Source organism: Streptomyces peucetius (genome assembly GCF_025854275.1).
GTDB classification, from domain to species: domain Bacteria; phylum Actinomycetota; class Actinomycetes; order Streptomycetales; family Streptomycetaceae; genus Streptomyces; species Streptomyces peucetius_A.
Genome location: NZ_CP107567.1, coordinates 3528385 through 3553084, shown reverse-complemented (window position 1 = coordinate 3553084; position 24700 = coordinate 3528385). Strand labels below are relative to the sequence as shown.

The 24700-nt window shown below is 71.7% G+C and carries 18 protein-coding genes and 1 pseudogene; 11 read left to right on the top strand and 8 right to left on the bottom strand.

What is annotated here, in order from left to right:
* The first annotated feature begins 129 nt into the window (after positions 1-129).
* The 3 genes from OGH68_RS16160 (at position 130) to OGH68_RS16150 (ending at position 6364) form a co-directional block, all read left to right on the top strand.
* On the top strand, positions 130-1071 hold the full coding sequence (locus OGH68_RS16160) for a DUF3027 domain-containing protein (RefSeq protein ID WP_264244695.1): 942 nt from the start codon (positions 130-132) through the stop codon (positions 1069-1071).
* 332 nt (positions 1072-1403) lie between these two features.
* Positions 1404-4562, top strand: a complete 3159-nt coding sequence (locus OGH68_RS16155) for a sacsin N-terminal ATP-binding-like domain-containing protein (protein ID WP_264244693.1) — start codon at positions 1404-1406, stop codon at positions 4560-4562.
* 131 nt (positions 4563-4693) lie between these two features.
* Positions 4694-6364 carry an IS1182 family transposase gene (locus OGH68_RS16150; RefSeq protein ID WP_264243054.1) on the top strand — a complete coding sequence of 557 codons (1671 nt, stop codon included), beginning with the start codon at positions 4694-4696 and terminating at the stop codon, positions 6362-6364.
* A 55-nt stretch (positions 6365-6419) separates the two neighbouring features.
* On the opposite strand, the gene OGH68_RS16145 is transcribed toward OGH68_RS16150, so the two are convergent.
* On the bottom strand, positions 6420-8720 hold the full coding sequence (locus tag OGH68_RS16145) for a hypothetical protein (RefSeq protein ID WP_264244691.1): 2301 nt from the start codon (positions 8718-8720) through the stop codon (positions 6420-6422).
* Positions 8721-9004: 284 nt separating this feature from the next.
* Here OGH68_RS16145 and OGH68_RS16140 point away from each other — a divergent pair, with 284 nt between their 5' ends.
* The 4 genes from OGH68_RS16140 (at position 9005) to OGH68_RS16125 (ending at position 11842) form a co-directional block, all read left to right on the top strand.
* Positions 9005-9562, top strand: coding sequence for a hypothetical protein (locus tag OGH68_RS16140; RefSeq protein WP_264244689.1), 558 nt, complete (start codon positions 9005-9007; stop codon positions 9560-9562).
* Positions 9563-9648: 86 nt separating this feature from the next.
* Entirely contained in the window at positions 9649-10674 is a 1026-nt protein-coding gene (locus tag OGH68_RS16135) for a cation diffusion facilitator family transporter (protein WP_264244688.1), read from the top strand.
* Between the two features lie 12 nt (positions 10675-10686).
* Complete coding sequence (locus tag OGH68_RS16130) at positions 10687-11343, top strand: class I SAM-dependent methyltransferase (protein WP_264244686.1); 657 nt, start codon at positions 10687-10689, stop codon at positions 11341-11343.
* Positions 11344-11614: 271 nt separating this feature from the next.
* Positions 11615-11842: a hypothetical protein gene (locus OGH68_RS16125; RefSeq protein WP_264244684.1), complete on the top strand. Its 228-nt coding sequence runs from the start codon at positions 11615-11617 to the stop codon at positions 11840-11842.
* 160 nt (positions 11843-12002) lie between these two features.
* Here the strand turns inward: OGH68_RS16125 and OGH68_RS16120 are convergent.
* From OGH68_RS16120 to OGH68_RS16105, 4 genes and pseudogenes are all read right to left on the bottom strand, one after another.
* Positions 12003-12157: pseudogene (locus OGH68_RS16120) on the bottom strand (DNA-binding protein); the annotation flags it as partial.
* Positions 12154-13017, bottom strand: a complete 864-nt coding sequence (locus OGH68_RS16115) for a hypothetical protein (protein WP_264244683.1) — start codon at positions 13015-13017, stop codon at positions 12154-12156. The gene OGH68_RS16115 and the pseudogene OGH68_RS16120, both read right to left, overlap by 4 nt.
* Before the next feature lie 272 nt (positions 13018-13289).
* On the bottom strand, positions 13290-13418 hold the full coding sequence (locus tag OGH68_RS16110; RefSeq protein ID WP_264244682.1) for a DUF397 domain-containing protein: 129 nt from the start codon (positions 13416-13418) through the stop codon (positions 13290-13292).
* The gene (locus tag OGH68_RS16105) at positions 13381-14295 is read right to left on the bottom strand and encodes a helix-turn-helix domain-containing protein (RefSeq protein WP_264250115.1); all 915 of its coding nucleotides are present in this window, start codon (positions 14293-14295) and stop codon (positions 13381-13383) included. Before OGH68_RS16105 ends, OGH68_RS16110 begins: the two co-directional genes overlap by 38 nt.
* A 170-nt stretch (positions 14296-14465) precedes the next feature.
* Here OGH68_RS16105 and OGH68_RS16100 point away from each other — a divergent pair, with 170 nt between their 5' ends.
* A complete protein-coding gene (locus OGH68_RS16100) occupies positions 14466-14996 on the top strand; it encodes an ATP-binding protein (RefSeq protein WP_264244681.1) in 531 nt (176 codons plus the stop codon).
* Positions 14989-15396 (top strand): hypothetical protein, encoded by a 408-nt coding sequence (locus OGH68_RS16095; RefSeq protein WP_264244680.1) that lies wholly within the window; start codon positions 14989-14991, stop codon positions 15394-15396. Before OGH68_RS16100 ends, OGH68_RS16095 begins: the two co-directional genes overlap by 8 nt.
* 67 nt (positions 15397-15463) lie before the next feature.
* Here the strand turns inward: OGH68_RS16095 and OGH68_RS16090 are convergent, their stop codons facing one another.
* A complete protein-coding gene (locus OGH68_RS16090; protein WP_264244679.1) occupies positions 15464-16123 on the bottom strand; it encodes a maltokinase N-terminal cap-like domain-containing protein in 660 nt (219 codons plus the stop codon).
* Between the two features lie 274 nt (positions 16124-16397).
* On the opposite strand from OGH68_RS16090, the gene OGH68_RS16085 reads away from it, so the two are divergent.
* Positions 16398-16802 carry a VOC family protein gene (locus OGH68_RS16085; protein ID WP_264244678.1) on the top strand — a complete coding sequence of 135 codons (405 nt, stop codon included), beginning with the start codon at positions 16398-16400 and terminating at the stop codon, positions 16800-16802.
* A gap of 56 nt (positions 16803-16858) precedes the next feature.
* Here OGH68_RS16085 and OGH68_RS16080 read toward each other — a convergent pair whose 3' ends face one another.
* Positions 16859-18163 (bottom strand): phytase, encoded by a 1305-nt coding sequence (locus OGH68_RS16080; protein ID WP_413470990.1) that lies wholly within the window; start codon positions 18161-18163, stop codon positions 16859-16861.
* 274 nt (positions 18164-18437) lie between these two features.
* On the opposite strand from OGH68_RS16080, the gene OGH68_RS16075 reads away from it, so the two are divergent.
* The gene (locus tag OGH68_RS16075; RefSeq protein WP_264244677.1) at positions 18438-22181 is read left to right on the top strand and encodes a Tat pathway signal protein; all 3744 of its coding nucleotides are present in this window, start codon (positions 18438-18440) and stop codon (positions 22179-22181) included.
* A gap of 67 nt (positions 22182-22248) precedes the next feature.
* Here the strand turns inward: OGH68_RS16075 and OGH68_RS16070 are convergent, their stop codons facing one another.
* Positions 22249-24651: a cation-translocating P-type ATPase gene (locus OGH68_RS16070; protein ID WP_264244675.1), complete on the bottom strand. Its 2403-nt coding sequence runs from the start codon at positions 24649-24651 to the stop codon at positions 22249-22251.
* Positions 24652-24700 lie beyond the last annotated feature (49 nt).

Sequence of the window (24700 nt, the reverse complement as noted above, 5' to 3'; positions counted from 1 at the left end):
CGGGATCTGGACGGTCCGGGCGTGTGGACGTCGATGCGGCCCCCTGGTCCGCTCCGTTCGCCGCCCTGCCCCGTACCTCTTCATCGGCCGAGCGCATCCGTGAGACGGCGTAGGAGAGAAGCGAGACTAGTGAGTGCTGCGACGCGAAGCCGTACCCCCGACCGCCTGTGCGCCGAGGCGGTAGACCTCGCCCGGCATGCCGCGGAGGAGGCCGCCGCGCCCGGGGTGGTCGGAGAGCATGTGTCGCTCGTCTCCGAGGGAGACCGGGTCGTCACGCACTTCTTCGAGTGCCAGGAGCCCGGCTACCGCGGCTGGCGCTGGGCCGTGACCGTCACCCGCGCCTCCCGCGCGAAGGTCGTCACGCTTGACGAAACCGTCCTGCTGCCCGGCCCCGACGCCCTGCTGGCTCCCGAGTGGGTGCCGTGGAGCGAGCGGCTGCGGCCCGGTGACATGGGGCCCGGCGACCTGCTGCCGACCGACGCCGAGGACCTGCGGCTGGAGCCCGGCTACAGCGGCGAGGACGAGCCGCCGCCGAACTCGGTCCTCGCCGAGCACCCGCCGTCGCACGACCTGGTCGAGCGGGTCGAGGCGGAGGACGCGGAGCTCACGGACCGCAGGCCGGCGATCGAGGCCACGACGAACAACGGGCGCGGCCAGATCGCGGCGCTCGCCGAGGAACTGGGCATGCGCCGGGCGCGCGTGCTGTCCCGGTACGGGCTGCACACGGCGGCCGACCGCTGGGACGAGTCCTACGGCGCGAAGACGCCCATGGCCCAGGCGGCCCCGGCGTCCTGCGAGTCCTGCGGCTTCCTGGTCCCCATCGGGGGCTCTCTGCGGCAGGCCTTCGGCGTGTGCGCGAACGAGTTCTCGCCGGCGGACGGGCGCGTGGTGTCCTTGGCGTACGGCTGCGGCGGGCACTCGGAGGCGGCCGTGATGCCGAAGCCGCCGACGCCGGCGCCGCCGGTTCTGGACTCGATGGCGGCGGACGAGTTCGTCATCCGCCCGCCCCGCGACGGGGGCTCCGTCCCGACGGAGCCCGACGGTGAGTCGGAGGACCTGGGGCACTCGTAGCGTTCGGGGGGCACGTAAGCGCCCCGTTTGCGCGGGGGCCGTTCCCCCACCCCACCCCACCCCGCCCCTTCCCGAACCGGGCCCGGGCGGAGTCCGCCGCGCGCCGGTACAGGGACCGGGGCAGAGCCCCGTGACGGGGCCCGGGGCCTGCCCCGGTTTCGGGAAGGGGCGGGGAGGGGATCGGCTCCGCGCAGCGGACACCCCCCTCGCCGCGCGTCACCCCCACCCCCGCACGCGGTACCTTCGGGCGCATCAGCACTCGGGACCGGCGCGAGCCGCCCGACCCGGGGGCCGTGGCCGTAAGCGACAGCCGTAACAGAGCGGAGCACAGCGTGAGCGTCAGGACGACCGAGTGGGCCGACCCGTTCGGGACGGCGCGGCTGCGGCGCGGGGTGCTCGACGCGTGGGGTGCGAGCCCCGCCCGCTTCCGGGAGGACGCGAACGCCGAGGAGGACCTCGCCCTCGGCGGCTACCGCGACCGTCTCGTCGTCGAGCTCGCCCAGAACGCGGCCGACGCCGCCGCCCGCGCCGGTGTCCCCGGCCGGCTGCGGCTGACCCTGAGCGAGAACACGCTCGCCGCCGCGAACACCGGCGCCCCGCTGGACGCCACCGGCGTCGAGTCGTTGAGCACCCTGCGCGCCTCCGCGAAGCGTGAGGGCCACGAGGCGGCCGTCGGCCGGTTCGGTGTCGGGTTCGCCGCCGTGCTCGCCGTCAGTGACGAGCCGGCCGTGGTCGGCCGCCACGGCGGCGTGCGCTGGTCGCTGGCCGAGGCCAGGGAGCTGACCGCGCAGGTCGCGAAGGCCAGCCCCGGCCTCGGGGACGAGCTGCGCCGACGGGAGGGACACGTACCGCTGCTGCGGCTCCCGATGCCCGCGGAGGGCACCGCGCCGGAGGGCTACGACACGGTCGTGGTGCTGCCGCTGCGGGACGGCGCGGCCGTCGACCTCGTCGAGCGGCTGCTCACCGGCATCGACGACGCGCTGCTCCTGACGCTCCCCGGCCTCGCCGAGATCGTCGTCGAAACCCCGGGCGCCGTACGGGTCCTGAAGCGCTACGAGCAGGACCCGTACGTCCGGGTCGAGGACAGCGTGCACGGCGAACGCCGCTGGCGGGTCGTCAGCCACGGTGGCGCGATCGAGTCGGCACTGCTCGCGGACCGGCCCGTCGAGGAGCGTCTGCGCCCCCACTGGGCGGTCACCTGGGCGGTGCCGGTCGACGACGACGGCGCGCCCGTCCGCCCGCTCACCCAGCCCGTGGTCCACGCGCCGACGCCGACCGACGAACCCCTCGGCGTACCGGCGCTGCTCATCGCGTCGCTGCCGCTGGACACGACCCGCCGCCACCCGGCCCGCGGGCCGCTCACGGACTTCCTGGTGGAGCGGGCGGCCGACGCGTACGCCGAACTCCTCGGCGCCTGGCAGCCGGTGACGACCGGTGTCATCGACCTGGTGCCCGGCCCGCTCGGCAAGGGCGAGCTCGACGGCGTGCTGCGGGCGGCGATTCTGGCGCGCCTGCCGCGCGTCGCGTTCCTGGAGGCGGCCAGTCCGCGCGAGGGGGTACCTCTCACGCCGCTAGGCGTAGGGGGACTGTCCGACGAGGACACCGGCCTGCCGGACCGGGTGACCACCGGTGGTCTGCGGCCCGTCGAGGCGGAGGTGCTGGAGGGCGCGGGCACGGACACGGTGCGCGTGCTGGCGGAGGTGATGCCGACGCTGCTGCCCGCCGGTCTCGAGCGCCGGGTGGAGCTGCGCACCCTGGGTGTGGCACGGGTGCCGTTGACCGAGGCGATCGACCGCCTCGCCGGTCTGGAACGCGAACCGGCCTGGTGGCGGCGGCTCTACGAGAGCCTCGCCGGGGTCGACCCGGACCGGCTGACCGGTCTGCCGGTGCCGCTCGCCGACTCGCGTACCACCATCGGTCCTCGGCAGACCCTGCTGCCGCTGGCCGACACCCCGGCGGACCTGACCCGGCTGGGGCTGAAGGTGGTCCACCCGGACGCCGCGCACCCGCTGCTGGAGAAGCTGGGCGCCCTGCCCGCCACCCCGCGTGCCGTCCTCACGACGCCCCAGGTACGGGCCGCGGTCGCCGCGTCCCTGGACGAGGGGGAGGTGTGGGACGAGGAGGCGGACACGCTCGACGCGGAGGAGCTGGCGGACACGGTCCTCGCCCTGGTCAGGGAGGCCGAGCTGGACCCCGGCGACGAGCCGTGGCTCGGCGCTCTGGCCCTGCCCGACGAGGACGGTGAACTCGCCCCGGCCGGTGAACTGGTGCTGCCGGGCAGCCCGTTCGCGTCGGTGATGCGCGAGGGCGAACTGGCCCTGTGCGACGCCGAACTGGCCGAGCGATGGGGCGAGCAGCCGCTCGCCGCCTGCGGTGTCCTCGCCGGCTTCGCCCTCGTCCGCGCCACCGACGTCGTCCTCGACCCGGACGAACTCGAACCGCGCGACGGGGACTTCGCGGAGCCCGACGACGCGGGCCTGCTCGACGCGGTCGACGTGTGGTGCGAGGACGTCCTCGACCGCCTGCCGGACACGCCCGTGCCGCCGGTGGCCACGGAGATCGTCGCCGTGCGCGACCTGGACCTGGTGGACGACGACCGCTGGCCGCAGGCGCTCGCCCTGCTGGCCCAGCCGCCGCTGCGGGACGCGCTCATCCAGAACGTGCGCGTCCTGCTGCCGGACGGCACGACACAGACCGTCCGCCCGTACACGGCGTGGTGGCTGCGCGACCATCCGGTGCTGAACGGCCGCCGCCCGGCCGGCCTGCGCGCCTCGGGCGCGGACCCGCTGCTGGAGGGCCTGTACGAGTCCGCCGACACGACCGGCTTCGGGGACGCGCAGGTGCTGCACGCGCTCGGCGTGCGCACGTCCGTGGCCGCGCTCCTCGACGAGCCGGGCGGCGCGGCGGAGCTGCTGGCCCGCCTCGCCGACCCGGACCGCGACGTGACGGGCCGCCAGCTCCACGCCCTGTACACGGCTCTCGCCGACATGGACCCGGAGCAGGTCACGCTCCCCGACGAGCTGCGCGCGGTCGTCGACGGTGAGGTACGGGTCGTCGACGCCGCCGACGCGGTCGTCGCCGACACCCCCGACCTGCTGCCCCTGACCGCCGGGCTGGCGCTGCTCCCGGTGGCCCCGACCCGGGCCGCCGACCTGGCGGAGCTGTTCCAGGTGCGCCGGCTGAGCGAGACCGTCGAGGCGGACGTCACGACGGAGGGCGAGGAGCACGACGTCCCGGAGTCCGTCCGGGTCCTGCTCGGCCGGGCCACCCCGGCCTCGTACGTCGAGCACGAGGAACTCGTCGCGGGCGGCACGGAGCTGGACTGGCGCCGCACCCCGGACGGCGTGCTGCACGCCGCGACGCTGGAGGGCGTGGCGGCGGGCCTCGCCTGGGCGGCGGGCCAGTGGCCCCGCCGCTTCGAGGTCGCGGCGCTGCTGGAGGACCCGTCCCGCACGGAGGAACTGGCACGGGACCGCTGGTTCGACGCCTAGACCTTGGACGGCACTTCGGCCCCGCACCGGTGACGGGATGCCGTTGGCTAATCCGGGGCCGGGCGTGACGTCGGCCTTCAAAACCTGGTTGTGGTCTTGAAGGCCGACGTTGTCGTTTGGGGAGGGTGTCGATGTCGATGCAGCCGGAGGAGCCGGGGGATGTTCCGGCGGAGACGGTGCGGGTGGCTCGGGCGGCATTCCCGAAGGGGAGTCTGGCGATCCGGCTCCGGGACGAGCTGGGGGTGCTGTTCACCGATGAGCAGTTCGCCGGTCTGTTCCCGGCCCGGGGGAAGCCCGCGGTGTCGCCGGGCCGGCTGGCGCTGGTGTCGGTGCTCCAGTTCGCCGAGGGCCTGCCCGACCGGCAGGCGGCCTTGGCGGTGCGGGCCCGGATCGATTGGAAGTACGCCCTGGGCCTGGAACTGACCGATGCGGGGTTCGACTACTCCGTGCTGTGCGAGTTCCGTGCCCGGCTGGTCGAGGCCGAGGCCGGGCAAATGGTCTTCGACCGGGTCCTGGACGCCGCCCGGCAGGCGGGTGTGCTGAAGCCGCCGGGGCGAGCGCGGACGGACTCCACGCATGTGCTGGCCGCGATCCGGTCGCTGAACCGGCTGGAGTTCGTCATCGAGACACTGCGGGCGGCGCTCAACGCGGTCGCGGCAGCCGCCCCTGAGTGGCTGACCGGCCATGCCGATCCGGCATGGTTCGACCGGTATGCCGCCCGGCCGGAGGACTACTGGCTGCCCTCGGGCCGCGGCAGGCGCACTGAGCTGGCGGAACAGACCGGCCGGGACGGAATGCGCCTGCTCACCAACGTGCACGCCGCTCACGCGCCCTGCTGGCTGCGCGAGCTGCCCGCCGTCCAGATTCTGCGTCGCGCGTGGGTGCAGCAGTACGCGGTCGACATGGAGGGCGAGGTGAGGTGGCGGGACCCAAAAGAGTGCCCGCCGGGCGCTTTGCGCCTGGTCAGTCCCTATGACACCGAGGCCCGCGCGAGCGTGAAGCGCGACATCAAATGGGACGGGTTCAAAGTCCATCTCACCGAGACCTGCGACCCGGACACTGTTCACCTGATCACGAACGTGCTGACCAGCGACGCCACCGTCCCCGACATCAAGGCCACCGACACCGTCCACGACAGTCTCGCCGACAAAGACCTGTTGCCCGGCGAACACCTGCTGGACGCGGGCTACCTCGACGGTCCCCGCATCGTCACCGCCCAGACCCGGCACGACGTCACCCTGACCGGCCCCATCGCAGGCAACACCACCGCCCAGGCCGCCGGACCCTACGGGCAGGATGCGTTCACCGTGGACTGGGACAACAAGACCGTGACCTGCCCGAACGGCATGACCACCAGCCAGTGGCGTGACGCGCTCTCGCACCGCGGCACCCCTGTCATCCGGATCCAGTTCTCACCCAAGGACTGCCGCTCCTGCCCCTCCCGGCCCCAGTGCATCAACTCAACCACCCGGCCCCACCGGGAGATCACGCTCCGGCCCCGCGCCGAACACGAAGCAATCCGGCAGGCCCGCGCCGCAGAGGGAACCCCCGAGTGGCGGGAACGCTACGCGGCCCGCAACGGCATCGAGGGCACCATCTCCCACGCCGTCCGAGTCACCGGCCTGCGCCAATGCCGCTACCACGGGCTCGCCAAGACCCGGCTCCAGCACCAACTCACCGCGACCGCGATCAACCTCGCACGCATGGACGCCTGGAGCACCAACAGGCCCCGAGCCCGAACCCGCACCTCCCACCTGACAGCACTTCGCCCCGCCGAGCACAAGCTCAACGGGGCGAATTAGCCAACGGCATCCCGGTGACGGTGCGGGGCCGAAGGTGTGCTCGCCGGTGTCAGGGTCAGCTGGTGCCGGCCTTTCGGCGGCGCATCCACCAGGTGAGGGATGCGCCGGCGGCCGCGAGGGCGGCCGCGACGCCTGCGATCAGAGCGACGGGAGTGTCGGATCCGGTGTCGGCGAGGTCGCCGTCCGGGTCCTTCGCCGGAGGCGTGGTCGGCTCACCACCGCCGGGGGTGCTGGGCTGCGGGGTGGGGGTGTCGGACGGTGCCGGGGTGGACGGGCCGTCGGTCGGTGTCGGCGTCGGCGTGGGCGTGGGGATCGGGTCCTCGTCGCCGCCTGCCGGCCGGCCTGATCCGTTGCCGCCGATGAGGGCGGTGCTGCCGTCGCGGTAGGAGATCTCGGTCTTCACCGAGGTCTTGGTGTCCTTGTCCAGACGCGGGTGCTCCGCCTCGAATCGGACCTTGGTGATGTTGCGCTTGGGCGCCTTGGAGAAGTCGACGCCGCCCATGACGCAGGTCTTGTTCTGGCCGCCGATGTTGCAGGGGTAGCTGTAGTCGCCTTCCGTGTAGGACTTCATGTAGGCGTCCCAGGTCTTCTTCGGGGTCCAGTCCTTGTGCTCGTCGCTCATCGGCCAGCGCGCCACGTTGTCGCTGTTGATGATCGGGCGGAAGTCCGTGGCGTGGTCCTTGTCCTGGTCGCGGATGTACTCGGCGGCGACGCGGGACGCGTAGACGCGGCGCAGGTCGGCGTAGGCGGGACCGGTGTTGACCTTCTTCTCGACGTCGGGGATGACGTACTGCTCCAGGAGGCGCTGGGAGGTACGGATCTGCCCATCGGTCAGGTTGCACGTGCCATTGGGGTCGGGGTGGTCGACGTCCTGGGGCTCGGAGTTGACCTTCAGCGGCGCGTCGAGGATGTAGATGCCGTCCTTTTCGACGCGGACGTCGGCGGTCTTGGGGACGATCCACAGCCTGACCCCGTGGCCGCAGGGGATGTTCGCGGCCTGCATGGCCTCCCAGTACCTCTTGCCCACGCCTTCGCGGGGGTCCATGTCCTTCGCGTAGTCGTGCTTCATCTCGAGGTCGGCATCGAGGAGCACCCGGCCGGCGTCGGTCTTCCCGAACGTCTTGTCCATGATCTTGTCGGGCTGGTCGGGGTTGAGGTTGACCCAGAACTTGTCCGGGGTCAGCGCCAGCCAGGTGAACATGGCGTCGGAGGCGAGCTGGAGCTTGGCCTTGCCGCCCCAGCCGGGGTTGTTCTCCGGGTCCTTGGCGTAGTCAGCCTGGAACGAGTAGTCCAGTCCCTTGCCCTTGACGGGGCTGCCGATGTAGTTCAGTTCCAGGGTGGAGAAGTCGATGCCGCCCGGTCCGCCGCGGCCGAAGACGCCGTTGGTGTTGTAGCCGCGGTACTGGTGCTGGATCTGCTTGGCGTTGCTCGGGGTGGACCCGGAGCGGAACGCGGCGTCGTTGATCGGGCCCGTGGAGCCGACCCTGCGCGGGTCGGGGTTCATGATCGGGTTGTATCGGGTGTACTGGTTGGCGCGCCACCTGGGGGCGCCGGTGGATCGGTGCTCGCGGACGGTCGCCTGGTTCAGCTTGCCGCCCCGTTCGGTCTCGAGCTGCTTGTTGAGCGCGGCGTACTTCTTGACCGTGTTGGACTTGGTCTCGGCACCGGTGATCAGGCGCAGCTTGTGGTCGCTGTACTCCTTGTTGCGCAGGATGTGGCTGTCGTAGCGGAGCTGCTTCGGGATGTGCTTGCCGTTGGACTTGAACTCGACGAACTCTTTGGTCCTGGCGTTGTACGCGTCGTACTTGCGGACGGCCTGCTTGCCGGTCTGCTTGTCGATCACCGGCTTGCCGTCCTTGTCGAAGACCGGGACGTTCTTCTGGCAGATCCAGTGCGGGCCGACGAGCTTGAAGTCACGTACGACCTTGGCTTCGAAGCCGTCGCCCTTGAGCCGGTTGGCCTCGTAGCCGATCAGACGCTGGTCCAGCCAGAGGCCCCAGTCCTTCACGCCCGTCGACTTCTTGAGCTGGACGTTGTAGCGGGCGTAGATCTCCAGGACCCGGTACTGGGGGTTCTTGGTGGCCTCGTACTTCTTCTTCCACTTCTGGGCGGCCTCATCGGTGTCCCCCGCGGCGTTGCTCTGCCTCGGGGTGGGCTTCTTGAGGCCGTCGAAGGCGTGGGAGGGATTCTCGAACCAGTAGTCGTCCCACTCGTTCTGCGGGCGCTGGCTGAAGGGCTGGTTCTTGCCCTGGATGCCCGAACCGGCGGGCGGTGAGCCGTACTCCTTGCCGAGCCACTTCTTGTCGCAGCGGACGGCGCCGGGTGCGGCGTCGGCTTCCCCCTGTAAGGCGGGCACGCCGGTGACCAGGATTCCGGCTGCGGCGACGGACGCGAGGCAGGCTGCCAGCCGCGCCCGGAGGCGTGATCGTATGGATGTTGTCAACGTGGTGTCCCCTGCAGGGGGCTCATGGGACAGAAGGCGCCGGCGGTGGGCCCCCGTGACATGTCACCGCCAGCCCTCCCACCATAGGAGTGGGTGCGACGCATGGGGCAACCGATATGCGGGCGTGTCCTGGGTCAACTTTGTGGTGACGAAGTGTGGTTGGGGCAGCGGACGGAAGTCGTGCCTACGATGCCCCCATGGGTGATCGGATGGATGAGGGCCTCGACCGGCAGCGGCATCCGGAACTGCTGGTCTGGCTGGAAGAACGCGAGGCGGCATTCGAGCGCTGGGCCGCCGCCCTGGGGCCCGACCGGCCCTGGGACTTCAGCGCCGCTTCGCTGGACGCTCTGGAAGACGTCGTGCGGGAGAGGTTCGCCGGCGTGGAGGAGGTCATGGCCGCGAAGACCAGCGACTTCGTGCAGGGAGCGACCTGGTACGTCGGAGAGGCGGTGCGTCGGTCGTACGCCGCATGCGGAACCCACGATCCGCTTGTGTGGATGTACGACCCGACGCCGCCGACGGGCCACGCACCGTCGACCTTCTTCGCCGCGGCCACGCCCTTCGTGATCGACACCCCGTTCGTGGGGGCGCCGGGCTCGGGGGACGGCGAGTGGCTGTATCCGCTGGGTGCGCTCAACGAGCTGTACAGCACCGTGGACGAGTGGGACGAGCCCGTCGAGCCCCGGCTCCGCGGCGCGCTGCACGACCCCGACGAGGACGAGGACGACGAGGACGAGGGCGACCGGGAGGAGTGATCCCGCAATTGCGACCGGATCGCACCTGGTCAGAGCACGTATGACGGCTGTAGCCGCAATGTGATTCCTGTGCCACGGTGTGTGCCATGGAGGGGAAACGGCACACTCATCCGCACGCCCACCACGACGGTCACCACCACCGTCGCCGTCTGTTCCGGCCGCACAGCCACGAAGCCGCCGACAAGGTCGACACGGCGATGGAGACGTCCCGCGAGGGGCTGCGCACCCTGTGGATCTCCCTCGTGGTCCTGGGCGTGACCACGGTCGTGCAGGCCGCGATCGTCGCCCTGTCCGGCTCGGTGGCGCTGCTCGGCGACACCGTCCACAACGCCGCCGACGCACTGACCGCCGTCCCGCTCGGCATCGCGTTCCTCCTGGGGCGGCGCGCGGCGAACCGCCGCTACACGTACGGCTACGGCCGCGCCGAGGACCTGGCCGGGGTCGTCGTCGTGGCCGTCATCGCGGCATCCGCCGCCGTCGCCGCCTGGATGGCCGTGGACCGGCTGCTGAACCCCCGCGACATCACCCACCTGTGGTCGGTCTCCGGGGCCGCGCTGGCCGGCTTCGTCGGGAACGAGTGGGTCGCGCGCTACCGCATCCGCACCGGTCGGCGGATCGGTTCGGCCGCGCTGGTCGCGGACGGGCTGCACGCCCGTACCGACGGCTTCACCTCGCTGGCCGTCCTGCTGGGCGCGGGGGGTGCCGCGCTGGGCCTCCGGTGGGCCGACCCGGTCGTCGGCCTGCTGATCACCGTCGCCATCCTGGTGGTCCTCAAGGACGCGGCCCGGGAGGTCTGCCGGCGGCTGATGGACTCCGTGGACCCCGCGCTCGTCGAGACCGCGGAGAGCGCGCTGCGCGGCGTGGACGGGGTGCTCGGCACCGGGCAGGTACGGATGCGGTGGATCGGCCACGCCCTGCGCGCGGAGGCCGACATCGTGGTCGACCCGCAACTGACCGTCGTGCAGGCGCATTCGCTGGCCGTCGCGGCCGAACACGCCCTGATCCACGCCGTACCCCGGCTGACCGCGGCCACCGTCCACATCGACCACAGTCCCGTCCGGGGGGACCCGCACGCGGCGCTCGCCCACCATGGTGGTGTCAGTGCCGGCTGACAGCATCGACGGATGACCGACTACTCCACAGCGATCACCGCGTACTGGGACGCAGCCGCCGTCGGCTTCGACGCCGAGCCGGACCACGGGCTGCGGGCCGAGGAGACCCGCGCCGCTTGGGCGGGGCTGCTGACCGGCCGGCTCCCCTCCGAGCCGTCGTCCGTGCTGGACGTCGGCTGTGGCACGGGCTCGCTCTCCGCGCTGGTGGCGGAGGCCGGCCACCGGGTCACGGGCGTGGACCTCTCGCCGCGCATGGTCGACCAGGCCCGTGCCAAGTTCGCCGCCGCGGGGCTGAGCGGCCGCTTCCTGGTGGGCGACGCGGCGGCGCCACCCACCGGTGACGAGCGGTTCGACGTCCTGCTCTGCCGTCACCTCGTCTGGACGTTGCCCGATCCGAGCGCGGCGCTGCGTGAGTGGACGCGCCGGCTCCGCCCCGGCGGCACGCTGATCCTCGTCGAGGGCCGCTGGCGCGAGTCGGGCCGGTCCGGTGTGCCGTACGTGGCGGGCGCCGAGACCCTGCCCTGGCACGGAGGCGTCACCGCCGACGACTTGGCGGCCGAGGTGCGCCCCCTCGTGACCGACCTGCGCGTCGATCCGCTGGCCGACTACCCGATCCTGTGGGGCGGTCCGGTGACGGACGAGCGGTACGCCCTGATCGCGCGCGTCTGACGCACCGGTTCGACCCGGAACACGCCTCTGCGGCGGGTCGGCGGTAAGTGCACGTCAATTGACTTTGTCGTGAAGAAGTATTCACGTTTGAAAACCGGAACGTACGTTGCCAGTTGGCCCGTTGGCGTGATGTCATCGGGTGGCGCGGGGTCGTGATCACCAGGTGCCCGCGACGGGCTTGAGGCGGCGGCCATCTGCCCCCTGCTGTTGGTCCCTGACGTGGCTCCGGGTCGACAGCCCTGCAATTTTCCGATGTGAAAAGGGAGAGAAAGTGCGTAACGACTTCACCTCTGTTGAGACCGCCGAGATTTCCGACAGCGAGCTCGACGGCATCTCCGGCGGTATAGCCAGCGCCCACGCGGGTGTCAACGGCTACGGCGTCGGCGTCAACGTCGGCGACGTCGCCGGTGCGGCTCAGTCCATCGCCTCCGTCGTGCCGGTCGGCGCGGTCACCGGCGCGGCCAGCGGCGTCGTCTCGGTGCAGACCACCGGCATCTGAGGGCAACTGCCTCAAGGCCTCTTCGGCCATGTGCATGTGCTCGCCCCGCCCGTTCCCGAACGGGCCGTGACGGCGGGCCCGGCCCCGGGACATCCAGTCCCGGGGCTTTGTGCGCGTGGCCCTGGACGGTGCTCGCCCGCCGGACCGCGACGGCGAGTCGGATTCCCACCACTCGGACGCGAGTGCCGCACAGCAGGAGCAGGTCTTCGGGATCCGAAGTCAGGACGGTGGTGGGCGGCGGTGACGCGAGTGCGGTCGCGCTCACGATGGCGTCGAGCGCGTGCTGCGGCCGTGTAGACCGGTGGTGCCGGTCAGCATGCCGCCGCCAGGGGTGCGGCCGGTGGGCAGTCGCGGCAGCGGCCTGGTTCAGGAGCGCGGAAGGCGCGTTCGCAGCCGTCGCAGGTCTGCCAGGGGAGGGGAGCGGGCGAGGCGGGGCGGTCGGGCAGAGGTGGGGGGAGTTCGCGCAGGCGGTAGGCGAGGATGCGGGCCGGGCGGGCGCGGAGAGGGGCCGGGAGACGTTCGGTCAGGTGGGCGGTGATCTCGTCGGGGCCGACCCCGTGGGCCAGCCACTGGGTGACGGCCGGGGCGAGCCGGTCGACCTCGCGCCGGGAAAGGATCAGCCGGCGGTCGACGATGCGCAGCGAGGCCAGGATCACGGACGCGCGAGGATCGAGCCCGGTGCCGTCGAGTACGGGTTCGGGCTCGGGCTCGCACCGTGGCTCGGGCTCGGGCTCGGGCTCGGGCGCGGGTGCGGGCTCCGGTGGGATCGGTCGTGCCCTGCGCGGGCGCGGCGGTGTGGGCGGGCGCGGCGGTTCGGGGCCCTCGCCGGGCGGCACGTCGTGGAAGAAGGTCCGGGTGCGGAGCCTGCCGTCCGGGCAGCGCTCGCGGCGCCGCTCCAGATAGCCGTCCGCCTCCAGTTCCCGCAGGGCGCGGGAGATGAGGATCTCGCCCTCGGTGAAGTGCTCGCACAGCGCGTCGATGCGTACGGGCGTGCCGTCCGGCAGCGACAGGATGTAGATCGCGACGCCGACCGTGACCGCGCTGCCGGGGCGCTGTGCGAGGGCGTTGGCGACCACGGTGAAGTCGGCGGTGAGGCGAGTGCGGACGTGGATCACACCGGAGGCCGGAGCTCCGGCGGGGGCGCGCAGGGGCGCGTTAGACTGCGGTTCAGCCATCGGGAAGGTGCTTCTTCCTGATCGGTGAGGCCCTCGATCGGGATTGCCGTCCCGGCCGGGGGCCGTCATATGTCTGGGGTTGTTGCCGCGAACGTAACCGCCGACTTCCCGCCCCCGCAAGCCGGTCACCCGTCCGGGTGACGCACGGGAGGGGAGGGAGGGCAGGAGTTCTTTCCCTCAGGTTCTTTGGGGGAGTTCGTGGCTCGCCGTCCCCTCGCGGGCCAGGTCCCGGCGGGGACGGAAGGAGGGTTCCGGACCGGGTCCCGGCAGACTCAGGACCGGTCGGCAGCCTTCAACTCGCCTATGAATTCCGCCCAGGACGCGGCCGCGAAGGCCAGCGCCGGGCCGTGCGGGGCCTTGCTGTCACGCACCGGCACCACGCCGGGGACTCCGTCGGCCACCTCGACGCAATTGCCGCCCTCCTGATTGCTGTAGCTGCTCTTGCGCCAGGCGGCGTCGCGCGGACCGGGAAGGGAGATTCGGGTCACGGTAGTCCTCCTCCAACACGGATCGGATCATGTGGAGCGACCTGCGCGGGGGCAGGGCCGCCGCCCGCAGCCGATCGTAGGACACCGCGAGTCGCCGCACATCGTCAGTTTCTTCGAAGAGACGGCCGAAGTCCGAGCCTTCCAAGTAGGCGACTTCAGAAGCGTTGGGCAGGGTCAGCACGGTCAGAGAGCCGCCCAGCGCGTCGTGTGCCCCGGCGTCGAACGGCAGTACCTGCACGGTGAGATGGGGCTCCGTCGCCGCTGTCAGCAGCCGGTCGAGCTGGTGCCGCATGACCTCGTCGCCGCCGATGCGCTTCCGCAACACCGCCTCGTCGAGGATCACCAGCAGCTCCGGGCGGTCCGGTGTACAGAGCCGCTTCTGCCGCTCCAGCCGGGCGGCCAGCCGCTCCTCCAGGTGCTCCTCGTCCCGGTGGGACATGCCGACGCCCAGGACGGCCCGGGCGTACTCCTTGGTCTGCAGAAGGCCCGGCACGACATGTGCCGTGTACTCGCGGATCGCGGTGGCCTGCGCCGAGTACGCCATGAACGTCCGTGACCAGTCCGGGAACGACTCCCGGTAGACGTGCGGCCACAGGTCGATCAGTAACCCGTCCGCGCCGAGCGCCGCGTCCAGCGCCCGCGCGAGCTCCAGTGTCGGCTTGGCCCCGGACGACCGTTCGACCTGCGTGATCCGGGTGCTCACCACATGGGTTCTCGCGCCGAGTTGGGCCTGCGTCAGACCGGCGGCCGTGCGCAGTCTGCGGACCTGCGAGCCGAAGAGGGCGGCCATCGACTCCTCGGGCTCAATTGCTTTGGCCATGGGCTCACTTCCGTTCCTTACGGCTTGCGGTGTAAGGCTGCCTGCCCTTCCGAGCGTAGGTCCGTCCGACGAATCTTGAACACGGAACGTCACGATCCGTACACCCGCGGATGGTGCCCCGAGACGAAAGACCGAACGGGATGGGCGACGCGGTGCTGAAGACCACGACCACGACCACAACGGGCGACGGCCCGGACCGGCAACGGGCGGCAGAGACGGAACCGGAGGCCGAGTTCGCGGCGCTGTTCGGCTCGACACCCCGGGGTGCGCGGCTCGCCCGGCGGGTCGCCGTCCGGCACCTGGCCGAGTGGGGTCACCCCGCCGACTCGGACCTCTCGTGCACCGTCGCCCTGCTGGTGGCGGAGTTGGCCGGCAATGCCGTACGGCACGGCCGCGTGCCGGGGCGGGACTTCCGGCTGCGGCTGGCACTCGACGCGCGGCGGGTGCGTGTCGAGGTCTCGGACGCGTCGTCGGTGCATCCGCCGACCGACGTGCGAGCGCCCGCCGCCGACGACGTGTCGGGGCGGGGCCTGGTGCTCGTGGACGCGCTGGCCGACCGCTGGGGTGTGGAGCCGCGCCCTGTCGTCGGGAAGACCGTCTGGGCGGAAGCAGAGGTGGGGACTTGGGCCGGATCGGGCACCGATCCATGTCATGCTCACGCGCATGAGTGAGGACGGCTCGGCAGTAAGCCGCGCAGCGGACGGAACGCACGAAGAGCACAGCGCCCGCCCGCCGGGCCCGCTCTCCGGTGTGCTGGGCAGGACGCCGTTCACGCTGGAGCGGATGGGCGGACTGACGGTGCTGCGAGTCGGTGACCGGGAAACGGTCATCGGGCCGGACACCCGGGTGCGGCACAGGGCGCACCTGCTGTGGAACACGTTCCGGGTCGAACGGGCCGGGCGCCCCTTGCTGGTGCACCGCTACCGGCTGCCGTGGGTGGAGCAGTTGCTCGGGCAGTTCGAGACCGCACCGGACTTCTTCGTCGCGCAGGACATCGACCCGGGGCTCGAACTGACCGTCGCGCTCGGAGGCGAAAGCGCATGGGTGCTTTCCGAGGCCGGGAAACACTGAGCCGGCCCCGCCCGGCCCGCCCGGCCCCGTGCCGACCGGAACGGCGGCACGGGCGGGGGGCGGCCCGTCAGCGTGACGCGTCCCGCAGGACGAAGAACCGGTCTCGCTGCTCCGTGCCGTCCGGCAGGCGCCAGCCGGCGGTGACATGGCCCCGGACGCCGGTGCCGGAGCCGTCCTGCTGCCGACCGAGGGCGCGCGTCACCTGGAGGGTCAGCGGCTCGGCGCCCGGCGTGACCGTCGTGCCGCCAGGCCCGTCGGTGACCGACACCGACGTGACCGGGGACGGCACGGCCTCACCGGTGAAGTGGGCGGAGACCGTCGGGTCGGGGGTGTCGGACACGCTCTGCGCCTGCGCCTCGGCCCGGCCCTGGACGAAGGCGAGCAACTGAGCCACGACGACCGGGTCGTGGGCCCCGTCGTAGAGCCAGCGCTTGCCCAGCACGCCGTGCTCGCTCGTGCCGATGAGCGCCGCCTCGTCCGCGCCGTCGAGCGGCGAACCGCGGTAGCCCATCGGCACCAGGTACGAGACCGGATCGTCGCCGGACGTGTCCGTGACCACCATGAATTCGATGCCCACCTCGCCCTGCGGGTCGTCGAGCCGGAAGCCGCCGGCATTGGTCAGTTCCGGCTCGCGTCCCGAGCCGAGGTACCACGGCCGGGCGGGGAGCCAGGCCGCGAGCAGCTCCAGCTTGCCGGGCGCCATTGTTGTCCTGTGGATGACAGCCATGATCGGTGAACTTCCCCTGGTCGTCGGGCATTCCCGTTTCCGGCCCGAGTGCGGAACGCGCACCGGGGCCGGAAGTCGATTGCCGCGCCCGTGAGCGGCGGTTAGGGTCGGCCGGGTGACTGCCGGGTCGGCCATGGGCCACGCACGAGTGAGGCGCCCGGCCTCGGCGTGAGCGCGAGGCGGGCCAGAGCCCCGCCGTTCCCTCTCCGTCTCCGACCTGTTCTTCCTTGTTTTCCGAGGAACCAAGACCCGAGACCTGGAGAGTCACCTCACCATGCCGCACGAGCAGTCCGTCACCACCGTCCAGCTCAACCACATCGCCGTGTTCGCCAAGGACCGTCAGCTGTCGGCCGAGTTCATCGCCACGATCCTCGGCCTCGAAGTGGGCGCACCGTTCGGGCCGTTCCTGCCGGTCGACCTCGGCAACGGCGTGACGCTCGACTACTACGAGTTCGCCGACGGGCCGATCCAGGCGCAGCACTACGCGTTCCAGGTGCCCGACGAGCAGTTCGACGCCATGATCGCCCGTCTGGAGGCCGTGGGAGTCACGTACTACGCCGATCCGAACCACACCGAACCGGGTGCGGTCAACCGGCTCTTCGGCGGCCGGGGCGCGTACTTCGACGACCCCTCCGGCCACAACGTGGAGATCATGACCCGGCCCTACGCCCGGCCGTAGGGCGTGCCGCGCAGGGGGCGGCGACCCCCTGCGCGGCGCCGGGCGGGCCCCGATGGCTAGTCGACGGCGTCCAGGACGTCGTCCAGGTCGACGAACTTGAAGCCGGTGGCGTCGCGTTCGCCGTCCTCCGGGGTGTCGTGGCCGTCCTGGACGACGAGCAGGCCGTTCGGGTACTTGTCGCCGAGCGGGGCGTTCAGCACGGCCGCGCCGTCGCACTCCTCGGAGCCGTCCAGCGCCGGCGAGGCGGCGGTGACGCGGAAGCCGCCCTCGTACTCGTTGTCGTCGCCGAGCTCACGGTCGTAGAGGGCGAAGGAGTCGTCGCCCTGGCCGGAGGCCAGCACATGGCCGTCACCGTCGTCCTCGGTGAGCAGCGTGAGGCCCTCGACATCGGCGGACAGGTGCCTGCCGCCGTGGCCGGGGTCGGCGCCGGGCGTGCACTCCTCGGTCTCTTCGTCGTATGTGCCGGGGACGCCGTACTCGCGGACCTTGTCCACGAGTACGGGCCTGCCCCGCAGGTCGGCCGGGAGGCGCCAGATGCCGACGTCCTCCTGGCCGGCGTAGAGGACGCCGTTCGCCGGGTCGACGACCATGCCCTCGACCTGGGGGAGTTCGCCCGGCTCGCCGCAGGGCGTCCAGGAAGTGCCGTCCGGCAGGCGGAAGGCGGACGGCAGGTCGATGGTGCGGACCTTGCGGTAGCCGACCGTGCCGCCCGGGCCGGGCGTGATCTCCAGCAGGGCGACGGTCGTCCGGTTGCGCCGGCTGGCGAGCGCGTAGGAGCGGCCCGTCGACCGGTCGGTCCAGGTGGCGAGGCCGTAGGCCGTGTTCTGGTCGTTGATCTCGTCCTGGCCCGAGGAGAAGACGGGCGCGGCGGCCGGGTCGGTGACGTCGGAGAGCGGGCCGCCGGGCCGGTCGCGGTCGATGCGGTAGAAGCGGAGCCGGTCGTTGCCGCGGTCGCTGACCACGGCGAGGTCCGCCCGCCCGGTGGAGAGCCTTGCCCCCTGGAGCAGGTCGACGTTGTTGAAGCGGCCGGGGGCGTCGTCCGGTGCGGCGGGGGCCGGGGCCGGGATCGACTGGACCTGGCGGGCGTCGAGGTCGTAGACGCGCAAGCCGCCTTCCTTGGCCGTCGCGACGACCAGACTGCGCCCGGGGGCGGCCGCATTGCGCCAGATCGCGGGGTCGTCGGCGTCGGCGTTGCCGCCGGCCTCGTCGTCGTACAGCGTGGGCGTCTCGGCCCGCGGCTGGACGGCGGGGAGACCGGCCCGGTCCCGCGGGTCGGCCTGGGCGGGCACGGCCGCGACGATCGCGGCGAGGGCCGTGCCCGTGACGAGGACGGCGGGACGGAGGGGGTGGCGCGTGGTCACATGTGCTCCTTAATGTCGCGTGCATGACGCTTCGCTCACCAGGAGCCTGACCACGGCCGGTGGGTGGCGGGTGATGGGCACATGTGGGCGCGGTGAATTCGGCGGAGCGGTACCGGGAAATCCGCATGCGGGCCCGCTCCGGGAACTCTCTTCGAGGTGTCGGTTCCGCATGCGAAGATCTCGTTCGATCGCCACTTGCCCTGGGGGGGCCATGCCTGGACCAGCACCTGTTCCGCGTGTTCCACGTAACCGAAGATCCGCTCCGACCGCACTGGTGACACTGGTGCTCGCGACGCTCGTGTCGCTGCTGCTGCCCGCCACGTGGGCCCAGGCGGCCGACGAGCCGGCGCCGGCGGTCTGCGCGCCGCTGAAACTCGCCCCGTTCGGTGACCCCGGCGACGCGGTGGCGAGCGGCACGCTCGCCACCGGCGCGCAGGACTGCTTCACCACGCAGGCGAAGGCCGGCCAGCACCTGGTGCTGCTGCGCGCGAAATACGACGTCATCGTGTCGATCGACGGCCCCGACGGCCCCCTCGACTGCTACGCGAAGAACTCCGAGGCCGGAAGCTGCGACGTACCCGCCGACGGCACCTACACCGTGCGCGTACGGAACGACAACTGGGAGCAGAGCGACTACCGGCTCGTCGTCGTCCCGCTGAACGGTACGGAGCGGTGCGCGCCGGCCACCGGGACGTCGTGGGACCAGCCGGTGCCGGTCCGCTCCGCCCTCAACGGCCTCCAGGTCGACTGCCAGTCGCTCGACGCGGCGCCCGGAGAGCGCGTCGTCGCCTATGCGAGCACCGTCGCGTACGGGCAGGCGAGGCGCTGGATCACCGACGAGACGGGCCGCGGGATCTGCCCCTACCCGTCGGACAAGCCGGGCTGTGCCCTTCCGGGCGACGGACCGTACCGGGTACTGACGTATGTGACCGGTGAGAGCGAGTCGGTCGACTACCAGCTCCAGGTCGCGCGTCTCAGCGATCCGCAGGGCTGCCCCACCGTGACCGTCGGCCGCTACGGCGCCCCGCCCGCCTCCCCGACCGGGGAGGTGCGCTGCCGCGTCCTGACGGTGCCGGCCGCGGGCCGCTATCTGGTGAACCCGGTCGACGAGTTCAACAGCCAGTTCTGGATGTACGTCTACGACGGCGAGGCGACCGAGGTCTGCCGGGGCGGCTGGTGCACCTTCCCGTCCGCAGGCTCCTACACGCTGCTGGTGGGCGACCCGACCCGGGTCTACGAGGGCAGCTACGGCACGGCCTTCCTCGACCGGACCGGCACCGAAGGCTGCGTGCCCGTGGCAGAGGGAACACACGAGGGCACCCTCGTGGCCGGCCAGTACGACTGCCTCGAACTGCCCATGCCGAAGGACTCCCGCATCTCCGGGCAGCCCCGCACCGGCACCGGGCCGCGCATCGGCGCCGAGGTGCTGGACGCCGTCGGCGCGCTGCAGTGCGACGAGAGCGGGCTCCGCGCCGGCGACTGTCAGCTGTCCGGCGTCGCGCCGTACCGGGCGATCGTCCACGCCGAGGCCGGCGAGCAGCCGGGCCCGTACGCGATCAGCTTCCTGCGCACCGACTCCACGCCGCCCGGCACCTGCGCCGTGATGCCGCGCAGCACCTTCAGCGACGCGAGCAACGCGACCGAGCTCACCACCGGCGGCGGGGTCTTCACCCACTGCCTGGCCGTCCCGGCCGCCGACCATTCGGCCTCCGAACTCTTCGAGCTGCGGACCGTGTCGGGGACCGCGCCCGCCAACTTCTCCGTCATCGACGAGTCCGGAGAGCTGAAGTGCGAGCGGAACTCGGTGAAGAACGGGTGGTCGGTCTGCCCGCTCACGCCGGGCAAGGCGCACACCGTCGTCTTCACCGGCCAGGACACCGCCGCGTCCTACACCCTGAGCCGGCGCGACGTCACCTCGACGGCGTGGGGCTGCACCAAGAGCGCGGCCACCGCGGTCGGCGGACCGTCCCAGCCGGGGGTCTACGGCGGTACCGCCGGGGCGCTGCGCTGCCACAAGGTCACCACCGCCGCGGCGACCGACCGTGTCCGGATCGACGTCCGTGACTCGAAGGGCACGCTCAACATCATGGCCCTGGGCGCCGACGGGCGGAGCGCGGACTGCTCCTTCCGCAACCGGTCCTGCGTGGTCACCGGGTCCACCACCTACCAGGTGGTGATGCAGGTGCCGCTCGGTCTCGAGGCGCCCGACGCCTACCACCGCCTGGACGCCTGGCGCGTCGCCGAAGCCGACGGTCCGGCCGCAGAGTGCCCGCGTGCCGCTTCCGCGGCCTACGGCCACGCTCCGCTGACCGGCACGCTCACCGAGGAGCACACGGCGGTGTGCGCCGTCCTGCCGACGGTCAGCAACGACATGCTGAAGGTGACCGTCGCGAACCCCTCCGGGGGAACGGACCGGGCCGTCGTGTCGGTGTACGACGGCAGCTGGACCGACGACTGCATGAGGTCCGGCGACGAGTACACGTGCAGCCTTCGCTCCGAAGGGGACAGCAAGGAGGCCCCGGCGCTCCTGATGGTGTCGCTGCCGGAGAAGGCGTCACAGGTGTCCTACCGGGTGGAGACCGCGTGCTACTCGGGCTGGTGCGGCGGCGAGCAGTTCGACGCCGACTCCGTGACGCCCGACTCGGCGCCCGCCGGGACCACCGCCGAGCTCACCGTGCGCGGCGAGGCCCTGCACGAGAGCGACACGGTCGCGATCGTCGCCGACGGCAAGAGCCACCCGGCCACCGTGACCGGCGTCTCCGCCGACTGGCGGACGCTGACCGCCGAGGTGGATCTGCGGGCCGTGCCGGCCGGCACCTGGACGGTGAGCGTCACCTCCCACCGCGGATGGCAGACGACCGCGGGCACCCTGACGGTGACGCCTCCGCAGCCCGAGCTGACAGGCACGTTCCGGCCGGTGCAGCCGACGCGGTTGATGGATTCGCGTACCGGGCTCGGTGTGCCGAAGGCGAAGATCGGTGCCGGGAAGACGGTCACGCTCCAGGTGACGGGCAAGGGCGGTGTCCCGGCGTCGGGGGTGACGGCCGTGGTCATGAACGTGACGGCGACGGGTCCGACGGCGACGACGTACATCTCCGTCTACCCGGACGGGACGACGCGGACGAGTGCGTCGAACCTGAATGTGCGGGCGGGTGAGACGCGTCCGAACCTGGTCGTGGTGCCGGTGGTCAACGGGAAGGTGAACTTCTTCAACCACGCGGGTTCGGTGCATCTGATCGCGGATGTGTCGGGTTACTTCGCGGCGTCGGGTGAGGGTTCGACGTACGAGCCGGTGCAGCCGACGCGGTTGATGGATTCGCGGACCGGGCTGGGTGTGCCGAAGGCGAAGATCGGCGCCGGGAAGACGGTCGTGCTGCAGGTGACCGGTCGCGGTGGGGTCCCGGCCTCCGGGGTGACGGCTGTGGTCATGAATGTGACGGCGACGGGTCCGACGGCGACGACGTACATCTCGGTGTATCCGAACGGGACGACGCGGACGAGTGCGTCGAACCTGAACGTGGTCGCCGGGCAGACGGCTCCGAACCTGGTGGTCGTGCCGGTGGTGAACGGGAAGGTGAACTTCTTCAACTACGCCGGTTCGGTGAACCTGATCGCGGATGTGCAGGGGTACTTCACGTCGTCCGTCGAGGGCTCGACCTACCGGCCGCTGACGCCGACGCGGTTCATGGACACGCGGACCGGGCTGGGTGTGCCGAAGGCGAAGGTGGCTGCCGGGAAGACGGTCACGCTTCAGGTGACGGGGAAGAACGGTGTTCCGGCGTCGGGTGTGACGGCCGTGGTCATGAACGTGACGGCGACGGGTCCGACGGCGACGACGTACATCTCCGTCTATCCGAACGGGACGACGCGGACGAGTGCGTCGAACCTGAACGTGGTGGCGGGGCAGACGGCGCCGAACCTGGTGGTCGTCCCGGTGGTCAACGGCCGTGTGTCGTTCTACAACCACGCGGGCTCGGTGAACCTGATCGCCGACGTCGCCGGCTACTACGTGAAGTAGCGGCCACCGCCAAGGCCCCGCCGCCCGCCGGATCCCGGCGCGCGGCGGGGCCTTCGCATGTGCCCCGTCAGGCGGGGAAGCGCCGCCCCACCACACGCCACGACAGCTCCAGCAGCGCCGCGCCCACCGCCGCGACGGCGACGGCCGTCCACGGCATGGTCGTGCCCACCAGCTTCAGCGCGAAGAAGTCCTGGAGCCACGGCACCGTCAGCACCAGCAGGAAGCCCAGCCCCATCACCGCCACGAGACCGATCCGCCACCACGTGTACGGGCGGGCGACGATCGCGAGGACCCACATCGCGACCAGGAACAGGGTCAGCGTCGCCACGCTCGTCTCCGCGGCCAGCGAGCCGGGGCCGCTGTAGTACGCGCGGGCCAGCAGGTACGCGGCGAACGTCGCCGTCGCCGCGATCACGCCCGCGGGGATCGCGTACCGCATGACCCTCCGCACGAAGTGCGGCCTGGCGCGCTCCTTGTTCGGCGCGAGGGCGAGGAAGAAGGCCGGGACGCCGATGGTGAGGGTGGAGAGCAGCGTCAGGTGGCGGGGGAGGAACGGGTACTCGACCTGGCTGCAGACCACCAGGATCGCCAGCAGCACCGAGTAGACCGTCTTGGTCAGGAACAGGGTCGCGACGCGCGTGATGTTGCCGATGACCCGGCGGCCCTCCGCGACCACCGACGGCAGCGTCGCGAAGCTGTTGTTCAGCAGAACGATCTGCGCCACGGCCTTGCTCGCCTCGGAGCCCGACCCCATCGCCACGCCGATGTCGGCGTCCTTCAGCGCCAGGACGTCGTTGACGCCGTCGCCGGTCATCGCCACCGTGTGGCCACGGGACTGCAGGGCACCGACCATGTCGCGCTTCTGCTGCGGACTGACCCGGCCGAAGACCGCGGCCCCGTCCAGCTCCGCGCCCATCGCCTCGCGCTCGGCGGGCAGCTTGCGCGCGTCGAGCGTCGAGTCGGCGCCCGGCAGGCCGAGTTTGGCCGCGACCGCGCCGACGGCGACCGCGTTGTCGCCGGAGATGACCTTCGCCGCGACGTCCTGGTCGGCGAAGTAGCGCAGGGTGTCGGCCGCGTCGGGGCGCAGGCGCTGTTCGAGGACGACCAGGGCGGCGGCCGTCTTCTCAGCGGGTGCCTCCAGGGAGCCCTCCGCCTGCGCGAGCAGCAGCACCCGCAGCCCCTGCCGGTTGAGTTCGTCGACCTCCGCGAGGGACGGGTTCCCGGCGGGCAGGAGCACATCGGGTGCGCCGAGCAGCCAGGTCGAACGCGTGCCGTCGCCGTCCGCGAGGGTCGCGCCGCTGTACTTGCGGGCGGAGGAGAAAGGGAGGGCGGCGGTGCAGCTGTGGTCGCCGCCGTCCGGATAGGCCGTGACGACGGCCCGGAGCGAGGCGTTCGGCCGTGGGTCGGACGCGCCGAGCGCGCCGAGGACCGCCCGTACGTGCCGCTCCTGCGCACCATTGAGCAGGCGCAGCTCGGTGACGTCCATGCCGCCCTCGGTGAGGGTGCCGGTCTTGTCGAGGCAGACGACGTCGACCCGGGCCAGACCCTCGATGGCGGGGAGCTCCTGCACCAGGCACTGTTTGCGGCCCAGGCGGATCACGCCGATCGCGAAGGCGACCGAGGTGAGCAGGACCAGCCCTTCGGGGATCATCGGCACGATCCCGCCGACGGTCCGCGCGACCGAGTCCTTGAAGTTGTTGTCCTTGGCGACCAGCTGGCTGATGATCAGGCCGATCGCGGTGGGGACCATCATCCAGGTCACGTACTTGAGGATCGTGGAGATCCCGGAGCGCAGTTCGGAATGGACGAGCGTGAAACGGGATGCCTCCTCGGCGAGCTGCGCCGCGTACGCCTCGCGTCCGACCTTCGTGGTGGTGAAGGCGCCGCCGCCCGCCACCACGAAGCTTCCGGACATGACCGGGTCGCCGGGCTGCTTCAGGACGGGGTCGGCCTCGCCGGTCAGCAGCGACTCGTCGACCTCCAGGTTGTCCGCCTCCGCGATCTCGCCGTCGACGACGACCTTGTCGCCGGGGCCGAGTTCGACGAGATCGCCGAGGACGATCTCCGAGGTGCTGATCGCGGTGGCGACGCCGTCCCGCCGCACTCTCGGTTTCGCCTCGCCGATGACCGCGAGGGAGTCGAGGGTCTTCTTGGCGCGCAGTTCCTGGATGATGCCGATGCCGGTGTTGGCGATGATCACGAAGCCGAAGAGGCTGTCCTGGATCGGCGCGACGAAGAACATGATCACCCACAGCACGCCGATGATGGCGTTGAAGCGGGTGAGGACGTTGGCGCGGACGATGTCGACGGCGGAGCGGGAGCTGCGCACGGGTACGTCGTTGACCTCGCCGCGCTCGACCCGTGCCGCGACCTCGGCGGACGTCAGACCGGTGGCCCTTCGGCCGGCGCCGGTGTCCGCAAGGGGCCCGCGCTCGGGGCCGTCGGCTGCTATGTCCGCCCGCTGAGTCATGGTTCGACGTTACGGGTGCCGGTGCCGGACCACCGCCCGAAACGGCGGA